The sequence below is a fragment of the Dapis hubbardiae BLCC-M172 genome (genome assembly GCF_050016015.1).
Classification (GTDB): Bacteria; Cyanobacteriota; Cyanobacteriia; order Cyanobacteriales; family Microcoleaceae; genus Trichodesmium.
In genome coordinates this window covers 9,927-21,663 of sequence record NZ_JBNHEQ010000172.1, presented here as the reverse complement: position 1 = coordinate 21,663, position 11,737 = coordinate 9,927, and the positions used below count along the sequence as shown (strand labels likewise).

The following is an 11,737-nucleotide window of genomic DNA, read 5'->3' as shown; positions in this document are numbered from 1 at the left end:
TGTTTTAAATATGAGTAAAGTTTGTTCAATAATTGATAATTGATAATTGATAATTGATAATTACCTCTCCCTAAAACGGATTGGATTGAATAAAAGGAAATTTTTTTTGTTTCTCCACGGTGAGTGAGAGGCTTTATACCTTTATTTTTCGGTAAAGAGGAGGGAAAATTATGTGGGAAAATCCAATTGTTTTTAAAATACCTTCAGATTGGAATATAACAGAGGAAAAGTTTTTTGAGTTCTGTCAAATTAATCGAGATTTACGGATAGAAACTAATAAGTTTGGAGAACTTTTAATTATGTCTCCTGCTGGTTCAGAAACAGGAAATAGAGATGGCAGAATTATTCAACAGTTAATGAATTGGTCAGATGAGGATGGTACAGGTTTAGCCTTTAGTTCTAGTACAGGATTTACTCTTTCTACAGGAGCAAAAAAATCCCCTGATGTTTCTTGGATAAAATTAGAAAGATGGAATAGTTTATCCCCAGAAGAAAAAGAAAAGTTTGCTCCTATTTGCCCAGACTTTATAGTGGAATTAATGTCACCTTCAGATAACCTAAAAACTCTCCAAGCAAAAATGACAGAATATATGGAAGAACCGGGAGTAAAATTAGGTTGGTTAATTGATAGAAAAGAGAGAAAAGTTTATATTTATCGCCCAAATTTTCCGACGGAATGTTTAGAAAATCCTGAGAGTGTAAGTGGGGAAACAATATTGCCAGGATTTGTTTTAAATATGAGTAAAGTTTGTTCAATAATTGATAATTGATAATTGATAATTACCTCTCCCTAAAACGGATTGGATTGAATAAAAGGAAATTTTTTTTGTTTCTCCACGGTGAGTGAGAGGCTTTATACCTTTATTTTTCGGTAAAGAGGAGGGAAAATTATGTGGGAAAATCCAATTGTTTTTAAAATAAATTCAGATTGGGGATTTGTTTTAAATATGAGCAAAGTTTGGTAAAATCTGATGTTGTAAATACTCAATAGTAGGTGGAAAAAATATGGATATTAAACAAGGCTTTATTGGTGCAGTTGGCAACACTCCATTAATTAGATTAAATAGTTTCAGCGAAGAAACTGGATGTGAAATTTTAGGCAAAGCAGAATTTCTTAATCCAGGAGGTTCCGTAAAAGATAGGGCAGCACTTTATATTATTAAAGATGCAGAAGAAAAAGGTTTACTGAAACCTGGTGGAACAGTTGTTGAGGGAACTGCTGGTAATACAGGAATAGGTTTAGCACATATTTGTAATGCTAAAGGTTATAAGTGTTTAATTATTATTCCTGAAACTCAATCTATTGAAAAAATGGATGCTTTGAGAACTTTAGGTGCGGAGGTTAGACCTGTTCCAGCAGTTCCCTACAAAGACCCAAATAACTATGTAAAAATGTCAGGTAGATTAGCATCGGAAATGGAAAATGCTGTCTGGGCAAATCAGTTTGATAATTTGGCAAATAGAATCGCTCATTATGAAACAACCGGACCGGAAATTTGGGAACAAACTGATGGAAAAGTAGATGCTTGGGTAGCTGCTACTGGTACGGGTGGAACTTTTGCTGGTGTTTCATTATTTTTAAAAGAAAAAAATCCTCAAGTTAAAACTGTTTTAGCTGACCCGATGGGAAGCGCTCTTTATAGTTATGTGAAAACTGGGGAAATTGCTACTGAGGGTAGTTCTATTACTGAGGGTATTGGTAATGGTCGGGTAACGAAAAATATGGAAGATGTGCCGATTGATGATGCGATTCGAGTTGATGATAAAGAGGCAGTAAGAGTAGTTTATCAACTATTAAGAAAAGACGGTTTATTTATGGGAGGTTCTGTCGGAATTAATGTTGGTGCAGCATTAGCTTTAGCAAAACAAATGGGTCCTGGTCATACTATTGTGACTGTATTATGTGATAGTGGTTCCCGTTATCAATCAAAATTATTTAATCGTGATTGGTTAGCTGCTAAAGATTTATTACCAATGGATAATTGATAATTAATAAATTTCGTTTAAAGCCTTTCCTTTTAAGGAGAAAAAAAGAAATTGTGATTTCTTTATCTGGTTTGAAAGAGAGACAATTATTCATTATCCATTATAAATTAATGAAAGGATGAAGCATAACTTTGATAATTTATGGTAGAAAATAGTAAGCTTGACAGACTAATAAAAGCCTGTCAAAATCGCACTTGTCGGAAACAAGGTTCGGCAAAAGTCTTAGCTGCTTTTCAGACATTTGATATTCCTAATATTACTGTTGAGAAAAGTGGATGTTTGGGGAAATGTGGCAGTGGTCCGATGGTTTTAGTTTTGCCAGAGGAAATTTGGTATAGTCATGTTGAACCTCAAAATGTTTCAGTAATTATGGAACAATATTTTTTGAGTAGACTGAATTATTGATTTGTAAGCATTTTATTATTAGTGGTTAGCTTTTAAGCAGGAAAAAATGCCAAGTAATTGATGAGGAAAATTAGCAAAGAATACTTTGAAAGTAACTTTTAATCTTCCTTCAATTTTGCAACTCTGAATTTTTCCTGAAAAGATAATTTAATGGCTGAAAGCTAATAGCTGAAACCTGAATGCTTACCTTGATTATAAGTTTCATTTGGTTAAGTAGTAATTAAATATAGCACTACAAATTAAGGTGATACAAATACTTGAAATTCTGTATTAACATTAGGAGAGGAAGAAACTATTTTCTAGAATTTACTGATTTTATGTGCTAACTTATATTTGTAGTGCTATACCTGATAAATATTATACCATTTCTCAAAAATCTTGCTATATTTGGTTGGGTGAGCAAGTGTGGTAAGTGTGGGAGGATAGGGGAGAGGAAAAGTAGTGATAATCTATATTAACTAACTAATAATTGTTAAAAACAGACTTTGAGTCTTGCTAAATATTTGACTGTTGAAGTATAGTCGAAGTATAGCATTACTTTTGGTAATTGGTATTAGCCCTACTAATAATTTCAAAAAAGATTCTTGCTAAAACTTCAATCAGTAGTAAGATTACAGGGTGATTTTACCGAATAACCAGGGTTTAAAGCCTCTCTTTTAAAGGATAAAAAAGAAAAAAGTTTCCCTTTTAAGCAGTCTTATTCTTGAAAAATAAGAGCTAATTAGGGTTTGCTGAAAAAAGCAAAGTATGGAGAAGGTGGGGAGTTTGGGAAGACAAAGAAAGTAGGGAGGAATAATTTAAGAAGTGATTTTTCTGCCGTAGTCACGCCAAAATACTAACTTTTCCAGGGTTTGGGATTGAAAAGTTGCTATTTTTTTAGACCCTGAAAAAGCTAAAGCGTTTATTTATGAATGTTTTGACGTTTAATCAGCAAACCCTAATTATTAATTATTGAATACCTAAATCATCACTGTAGCAAATAGTTATGAAATTAGGATAACTAGATTTTAAGGAATGTCTTTTATGGAAGAATCAAAACGTAATCAATCACAGTGGTTTTCAGAGTATAAAACTACTGCTGAAGAGGTAGAAAAAACAGGTCAATATCAACCTTTAATAGACTGGTATGACCAAAATAGTGAAGCTTTTGAAGGAGGTACTTATGCTGCAAATAAATGCTGCGAACTTCTATATCAGCAGATTGGAAATTCTTCTAATTTAGCTATTCTAGATTTAGGGTGTGGTACTGGTGACCAAGGTCGTATTTTGAATGAAATGGGAGTTCAAGCTTTGTTTTATGGAATTGATATGTCAGAAGGAATGCTAGAATCTGCTAGAAGTAAAGGATTATATAAAGAACTCAAACAGTCTATTCTACCTGAAATTCCCTATCCTGATAATACCTTTGATGTTGTTATTAGTGCAGGAACTTTATGCTCTCCTGGAAATGCGCCACCAGAAAGTTTACCGGAAATTATTCGGGTAACAAAACCAGCAGGAATACTTTGTTTTTCCTATCGTCAACATTGGTTTGAAAATGAGGATAGTGGGTGGAAAAAAGTGCATGAGGAAATGTTAGAAATAGGATTAATGAAACAGCTTTTATGTGAAGTTGATAATTATAGTATTGGTCGAAATCTTAGTGGGTTATATTTCGTTTGTCAGAAGTTGTGAAAATATTAGTTTGGGGATGGCGATCGCTTCGTTGAAAAAAAAATTATAGTTAAATGGTATGATTTGATAAAAATCAGTCAATGAAGAAAAAATCTCAAGAATTTAATGAACAACGTATCCTTTCTCATGGAAATCCAAATGAAACTTTTGAAAAAACCGTAGAAAGGGTTAAACAAAGAATTATTCACACGGGAGATAAACCCCATGTTACTGTTGCTAGACAATTAGAACTTCTTAATGAATTATCAGATTTTCCTTGAGGACAATTTTTATTACAAAATGGAGGTTCAAATGGCTATTGGACAGATTATGTAATGGAACATCAGTATCAGGGAAGAATTAGTGGTGTTGATACAAATGGTCGTACTTTAACAGAATTAGAAAAGTTTATTTTGGATAAAAATCCTCGTATTCTTGCCACCCAAGAAAGATACACCAATTTCAGTAAAATAATTCAGAATTATGTGCAAGAGAATATAGTTTTTGCTTCTTTACCTTGTGGGATAATGAGAGATTTGTTGAAGTTGGATTTTACAGGTGTAGACAATTTTCGTTTAGTGGGAATTGATATTGACTATGAAAGTTTAGAATTGGCAAAAAAATTAGCTCAAGAATATGGCTTATCAGAAAAAGTAGAATTCCATCAGGAAGATGCTTGGAAGTTGCCTTTTAAAGATGAATTTACACTATTGACTAGCAATGGTTTAAATATTTATGAACCAGATGATGAAAAAGTAACCGAATTATATCAACAGTTTTTCCAAGCATTAAAACCAGGAGGTATATTGGTAACTAGCTTTTTAAACCCATACTCAAATATTGACCCCAATTCAGAATGGGATATGAGCCAGATTAATTCACAAGATTTATTACTTTCAAAAATAGTATTTTTTGATATATTAGATGTTAAATTTACAGCCTTTAGGAGTTCATCAACGACAAAATTACAACTACAAACTGTTGGTTTTGACGACATAGAATTTATTTGGGATAATGCAAGAATATATCCTACAGTAACAGCGCATAAACCTAAATAAGCCCTGGAAAAGCTGTTTATTTTACAGATATTGAGCAGTTAATAAAATCAACAGTGTAATTTAATCGAAATAAGTCAATGAATCAACAATCTCAAGAATTTAATGAACAACGTATCCTCTCTCATGGAAATCAAAATGAAACTATTGAAGAAACCGTAGAAAGGGTTAAACAAAGAATTATTCAGACTGGAGATAAACCCCATGTTACTGTTGCCAGACAATTAGAACTTCTTAATGAATTAGCAGATTTTCCTTTAGGGCAATTTTTATTACAAAATCGTGGTTTAAATGGCTATTGGATAGATTATATGATGGAACATCAGTATAGAGTTGGTGGTATTAATGCACAAGATTGTACTTTAAAAGAATTAGAAAAGTTTATTTTGGAGAGAAATCCTCCTGTTCTTGCTACGCAACAAAGATATATCAATTTCGGTAAAATAATTCAGAATTATGTGCAAGAGAATATAGTTTTTGCTTCTTTACCTTGTGGGATAATGAGAGATTTGTTGAAGTTGGATTTTACAGGTGTAGAAAATTTTCGTTTAGTGGGAATTGACATTGACCCTGCAAGTTTAGAATTGGCAAAAAAATTAGCAGTAGAATATGGGTTATCACAAAAAGTAGAATTTCATCAGGAAGATGCTTGGAATCTGCCTTTTGAAGATGAATTTACACTATTAAATAGTCATGGTTTAAATGTTTATGAACCTGATGATAAAAAAGTCTCCGAATTATATCAACAGTTTTTCAAAGCATTAGTCCCAGGAGGTATATTAGTAACTAGCTTTACAACCAAATCTCCAGATATTGACCCTAATTATGAATGGAATATGAGTCAGATTAATTCAGAAGATTTACTGCTTTCAAAAATTATATTTTTTGATATATTAGATGTTAAATTTACAGCCTTTAGGAGTTCATCAACCACAAAATTACAACTACAAACTGTAGGCTTTGATGAAATAGAATTTATTTGGGATAATGCTAGAATGTTTCCCACAGTAACAGCGCGGAAACCGAAATAGGGTTTGCAGAAAAAGTTTTTTTAAGGAGTAGGGGAGCGGGGGAGTAGGTAGGGACCTTGCATAAGGGCGTCCGTACGGGAGTAATTTTTTTTGCTCAACTCTTACCCAAAATGCGCTCCTTTTTGATTTTTCGGGAACCGTGCATAAAGATATGAAAAATAGGTAATTTTTCAAGATATAAAAAGGCTAAAACCTTTATCTGTAAATGCTTTGATATTTAATCAGCAGAGCAATAATTAGGATGTGATAGAAGGTAAGCATTTCCTCCATAATCCTAATAGCTAAATTCTTACCACAGAAGTTTATTTTTTAACAAAAAAAATGAGCTGGTATTTAAACTTGAGAAATTAATTTTGTTCAACAAAACCTTCTACCTAAAAAATTTGTTTGCCTAACTAAAATCTCAATAGTTGAATTGATTTACAAAATGTTATAATCTACTAAGCAAAATAAGTAAATGGACAAAAAAATTGAGATTTAGCATCATTGACATGATGTAATTAATTCTGTCCGACTACTTATGGTATAGGAATCAAAGGATATCAAATTATGGCATACGATTACGATTTATTTGTAATAGGTGCAGGTTCAGGAGGGTTAGCATCTTCAAAAAGAGCAGCATCTTATGGAGCAAAAGTAGCGATCGCTGAAAATGATTTAGTTGGCGGTACTTGTGTTATTAGAGGATGTGTTCCGAAAAAACTAATGGTTTATGGTTCGAGATTTTCTCACTTATATAAAGATGCGGTGGGTTATGGTTGGAGTGAGGTAGAACCTAGTTTTGATTGGCATAAATTGAGAGATACTGTAAATACAGAAGTTCTACGTCTGAATAAATTACATATCAGTTTCCTAGAAAAAGCAGGGGTAGAGTTAATAGAGGGATATGCTAAATTTATTGACCCCCATACTGTAGAAGTAGGCGATAAGAAATTTACAGCGGATAAAATTTTAATTGCTGTTGGTGGTAAACCAGAAAAAATAAATATTCCTGGTATTGAACATTCTGTCACCTCCCGTGAAATGTTCCACCTCACAGAAAAACCAAAAAGAATGGCAGTTTGGGGAGGTGGTTATATCGGTGTCGAATTTGCTGGAATTTTAAATGGTTTAGGTACCGAAGTTACGCAAATTATTCGTCGAGACCTAATCTTACGAGGATTTGATGACGACATCCGTAGCAATATTCAGGAAGGAATGGCAAAACATGGGATTAACTTCCGCACCAATACCAATATAGAAAAAATTGAGAAAGTACCAGAAGGGTTAAAAGTTCACTTGACTGGAGAAAACGCTGAACCTTTAATAGTCGATACATTTCTCTGTGCAACTGGTCGGAAACCAAACTTAGCAGGTTTGAATCTAGAAAATGCTGGAGTCGAAACACTCAGAGGTGCAGTTGCTGTTACTAACAACTGTCGTACAACTCAACCAAATATTTACGCTGTGGGAGACTGTATAGATAAAGCAAATTTGACTCCAGTTGCTATTGCTCAAGGTCGCGCTTTTGCTGATACCGAATTTGGTAATATTCCCAGAGCAATTTCTCTAGAAAATATCCCCACTGCTATTTTCTCAGAACCGGAAGGAGGAACAGTAGGTCTGACAGAAACAGAAGCAAGAGAAAAATTTGGTGACTCTATCAAATGTTACCGCGCAAAATTCCGCCCAATGTTCCACAGTTTGACAGGTGCAGAAGATAAAGTAATGGTGAAATTGGTAGTTGAAGGTAATACTGATCAAGTTTTAGGAGTACACATGGTTGGTAAAGATGCTGGTGAAATTATTCAGGGTATGGCGATCGCTGTAAATATGGGCGCAACCAAAGCAGACTTTGACCGCACTATTGGTATTCACCCTTCTACTTCAGAAGAGTTTGTGACTTTACGTTAAAGAATTTAGAATTTAGTAGGAGTGATTTTCTGCGGAATTTTCCGCAAACACGAATTACCCTTACAAAAGTTAGAAATTAAATTCTTAGTTTAGGATAGTCTGCGCTTATGTTTTAACATTTTATTGTAGGGGTTTGGTCTCCAAACCCTGGCAAAAATTAGATTTGAAAACTAAACTCCTACAGTTTTTTTCAGGAATCATTATCTCATAGCTATAAAACTAGAAAAAATGTTGAACTGATAATTGATGAGATTTGAAAACTAAACTCCTACAGTTTTTTTCAGGAATCATTATCTCATAGCTATAAAACTAGAAAAAATGTTGAACTGATAACTGATAACTGATAACTGATATAGCAGTCGAAGTAAAGATTAGGAAGTTTCTAAATCCTGTTTGCGCAGCATGACCTAGGAAAATCCTTTGACAGTTTACTATTCCCTATTCCCTATTCCCTATTCCCTATTCCCTAGCGCGTAGCGCTATAACTGAAAAGGTTGATGCTCCAGACAAATTATTAAGAGGAAAAATTTTATGTCTCAGGTTTTGATTTCTGCTGTATTAGGATTATTGGTTATCCCTTTAAATATTAGTTCTGTTTTAGCAAATCCTAATTATAATAATGTCTCTGAAAAATTTAGCCAAACTATCCAAGTACAACGTCCAGGAAGAAATCAAAATAGGATATTTGAACAACTAAATCTGACCGATGAGCAAACTAAAAAAATTATTGGAATTCGTGAGGAAAATCAACAAGAAATCAGACAAAGTTTACAAAACTTGCGTAATGTTCAGGAAGAATTAAATACAATGATTACTGGAAAAGGAAATGATAATCAATTACGCAAAAAACATAGTGAAGTTTTACAGTTGAGACAAGAATTAGCAGAATTACAATTTAATACTCTTCTAAAAATTAGAGAAGTTTTGACTCCCCAACAATTACAACAGTGGTCTAAGTTAATGCAGCAACGTCGGGAATCTCTTCAATAATTGATAATTGATAATTGATAATTGATAATTACCTCTCCCTAAAAGGAAGAGGATTGAATAAAAGGAAAATTTTTTCTTGTTTTTCCTTGAAAGGAGACGCTTTAAACCTTAATTATTCGGTAATACTCGCTAGGTAGGGGAGTGTGGGGATTAGTTTGTAGTTTTGCTCTAGCCCATATAAAAATTAATCTAGACTTAGGACTAAAGCAATACTATGAGCTTTATTATAACTATTACAGCGGTTTTCATTTGGGTAGACCACAGTAGGGACGTTGCATGCAACGTCCCTATAGGGTTTTTGGTTATGGCGATGTGGTTTATCAATCTGAAAAGCGCTGTAACCAGACAAAATATTTTCTTGCCTAAGTTTTGAAATGGAGAGGAGCGATCGCGAAGCGGAACGGAGTTCTATCGCTATTTTCTCTCGTTTAATGGAGGTAAGTTTTTGACTATTTTGACTGTTTCTAAACTGACTCTGACTATCCTTTTTACTAAGTTTACTATATAACGGGAATCTTCTGACCAGTTATTGGGGTCGTTGACTATTCCACTATTTTTATCTTTGGTAATTTTATATCTTTCTATTACCCATTCTAAAGCTGATTTTCCATTAACTATATATTGGTAAGTTTCTAGGGGAATTTGTGATAAGGTGAGTTTACTGTTATAGATGATGATGGTTTTATCTATGCCGTTTTTGTTTTTACCAAATGTCATTTTTTCGACTCGATAATCTTCATCGTTTAAGAATAAGTCTTTTTTAAATTCTTCTAATTCATAAGGTTTTATGGTTTCATAGTTTAAGTGCCAATATGCTAATTCTTTTCCTGCTTTACTGAATTTCCAAAAGTCTTTGGTGTAGGGAATGCGGGGTAACATTTTTTTTAGGTCTGCTGCAAATCTTTGTTTATATTCTGGGGAGTGGAGAACTCCATAAGTGTAATAAAAGATGTCTTGTTTGGTGATGGTTTTGTCTTGATATTCTTTCTGGAAGTCTTTTAAGATAGTGTTGGGAATGTTTGATTTTTTGGTGTATGTTTCTGTGTTGGTTGTTGCAAATAGTTCGCCTAATTCGCTTTGTTTTTCGTAGGTATATAAGGGGAAACATTGACCAACAGAATGTAATTGTAAGTTAGGAATAACATTGACAATTAATGCAGAAAAATCTTTAATAGTTTCCCCTATACCAGTAAGATAAATTCCTAAGTTATCCAATTCTTGATTAGGAAATATTTTCGGCATTTGATATACTCTATGATTCAGATAATTATCAAAATATATCCATTGTTTACAAAATGGTCTGTACATACTTTGTAAAATAGAATTTTCTTTAAATTCTAGAAATTTTAATCTTTGCATCTGTTGTTTAAGACTACTCGACCAACTAATCTTTTTTGTATCTGTATCAATAAAGGATTCTAGCAACTTTTCCTTGTCTTTATTATTATTTACTTTTTGATCTTTTAAATAAGTATTAAACTGTTCGACTTGGGTATTATAAAAACAAATCATTCTAGTCATATTATCAATAATTGATTGCTGAGAGAAATTATAAACCCAAGTATCACGATTTGTTTTGACTCCATTTGAATACACATCAAAAATAGTTTTACTTGTTTTATCTTTCTTATCACCTAACGAAATAAAACCTTCAAAATCATCATTACGTTGATTAATCCAATCATAATTTTCATTCGGTGTTATTCCTTGCCATTTGATAGTTGAAATATCACCAAAGTTTTTAATGATATTTAATTTATCTTCCCGACTTAAATAATCACCAATATCATAATAAAATAATTTACTTTCCTGTTTTTTATCGGGATTTTTGATTAATAAAGTAATAGCAATAGTAGCACGACTACCTGAGCCAAAAATTTTACCTCCTTCTTTTCTTGATTGTTCTCCAGAAGTCCTTTGATTACCTCTTAAATTAAAACAATAAATACTCGTAAACTCATCTACTAAACATTTTCTCAAACCATCCATTGCATTATTATCAATGAATGAACCATTAGTCACAAAACAAACTATACCTTTGTCTTTTATTCTATCAGTTGCCCATCTAAAACTACGAATATAAGAATCATAAAGACTCTTTTTATTAGTAGCACTAGAATATTTAGCATAAGTATCAGTAATTCTTTCATCTAACCTTTCATACTTAAGATTTTTATTCCCATCATTCTCACTTTTTTGACCACTAGAATAAGGAGGATTACCAATAATAACAGTAATCTCCTTTTTCTTTTGCTCAATCACCCGTTGATTATTTTCAGGAAAGACACTTTCGATAATTTCTGGAAATTCATAACCTTCATTTTCAAACATTTGAAAAGTATCAGTCAAAACAATTCCATTAAAACGTTGATAAATTCCTAAATCATTAGAAAAGTTGTCATTGCAAGGGGGATTTTTATCCGTCAACTCTCCTGATACAAACGACCCTCCCCCCGAAGCAATCTCACCATCATTAGAAATTGCTTCAGCTAAATTATCATTATCAGTATTATTAGAAAAGTTGTCATTGCGAATAGTTTTTCTATCCGTCAACTCTTCTGATAAAAACGACCCTCCCCCCGAAACAATCTCACCATCATTAGAAATTACTTCAGCTAAATTATCATTATCAGTAGTATTAGAAAAGTTGTCATTGTGAGGGAAATTTTTATCCGTCAACTCTTCTGATAAAAACGACCCTCCCCCCGAAACAATCTCACCATC

Annotated in this window: 10 protein-coding genes; 9 read left to right on the top strand and 1 reads right to left on the bottom strand. The window is 32.9% G+C overall.

What is annotated here, in order from left to right; genetic code table 11:
* Window positions 1–170 precede the first annotated feature (170 nt).
* The 9 genes from ACP6PK_RS15695 (at window position 171) to ACP6PK_RS15655 (ending at window position 9,013) form a co-directional block, all read left to right on the top strand.
* Entirely contained in the window at window positions 171–770 is a 600-nt protein-coding gene (locus ACP6PK_RS15695; protein ID WP_426560642.1) for a Uma2 family endonuclease, read from the top strand.
* A 235-nt stretch (window positions 771–1,005) separates the two neighbouring features.
* The gene (locus tag ACP6PK_RS15690; RefSeq protein ID WP_426560640.1) at window positions 1,006–1,986 is read left to right on the top strand and encodes a cysteine synthase A; all 981 of its coding nucleotides are present in this window, start codon (window positions 1,006–1,008) and stop codon (window positions 1,984–1,986) included.
* Between the two features lie 141 nt (window positions 1,987–2,127).
* Window positions 2,128–2,391 carry a (2Fe-2S) ferredoxin domain-containing protein gene (locus ACP6PK_RS15685; protein ID WP_426560638.1) on the top strand — a complete coding sequence of 88 codons (264 nt, stop codon included), beginning with the start codon at window positions 2,128–2,130 and terminating at the stop codon, window positions 2,389–2,391.
* 1,023 nt (window positions 2,392–3,414) lie between these two features.
* Window positions 3,415–4,065 carry a class I SAM-dependent DNA methyltransferase gene (locus ACP6PK_RS15680; RefSeq protein WP_426560636.1) on the top strand — a complete coding sequence of 217 codons (651 nt, stop codon included), beginning with the start codon at window positions 3,415–3,417 and terminating at the stop codon, window positions 4,063–4,065.
* 80 nt (window positions 4,066–4,145) lie between these two features.
* The gene (locus ACP6PK_RS15675; protein WP_426560634.1) at window positions 4,146–4,325 is read left to right on the top strand and encodes a hypothetical protein; all 180 of its coding nucleotides are present in this window, start codon (window positions 4,146–4,148) and stop codon (window positions 4,323–4,325) included.
* 54 nt (window positions 4,326–4,379) lie between these two features.
* Window positions 4,380–5,102 carry a class I SAM-dependent methyltransferase gene (locus tag ACP6PK_RS15670; protein WP_426560632.1) on the top strand — a complete coding sequence of 241 codons (723 nt, stop codon included), beginning with the start codon at window positions 4,380–4,382 and terminating at the stop codon, window positions 5,100–5,102.
* A gap of 77 nt (window positions 5,103–5,179) precedes the next feature.
* On the top strand, window positions 5,180–6,130 hold the full coding sequence (locus ACP6PK_RS15665) for a class I SAM-dependent methyltransferase (RefSeq protein ID WP_426560630.1): 951 nt from the start codon (window positions 5,180–5,182) through the stop codon (window positions 6,128–6,130).
* Window positions 6,131–6,679: 549 nt separating this feature from the next.
* Window positions 6,680–8,023 carry a glutathione-disulfide reductase gene (gene gor / locus ACP6PK_RS15660; protein WP_426560628.1) on the top strand — a complete coding sequence of 448 codons (1,344 nt, stop codon included), beginning with the start codon at window positions 6,680–6,682 and terminating at the stop codon, window positions 8,021–8,023.
* A gap of 531 nt (window positions 8,024–8,554) precedes the next feature.
* On the top strand, window positions 8,555–9,013 hold the full coding sequence (locus ACP6PK_RS15655; protein WP_426560626.1) for a Spy/CpxP family protein refolding chaperone: 459 nt from the start codon (window positions 8,555–8,557) through the stop codon (window positions 9,011–9,013).
* Between the two features lie 414 nt (window positions 9,014–9,427).
* Here ACP6PK_RS15655 and ACP6PK_RS15650 read toward each other — a convergent pair.
* Window positions 9,428–11,737 (bottom strand): type ISP restriction/modification enzyme (locus tag ACP6PK_RS15650; RefSeq protein WP_426560624.1); only part of this gene is annotated, 2,310 nt, incomplete at its 5' end.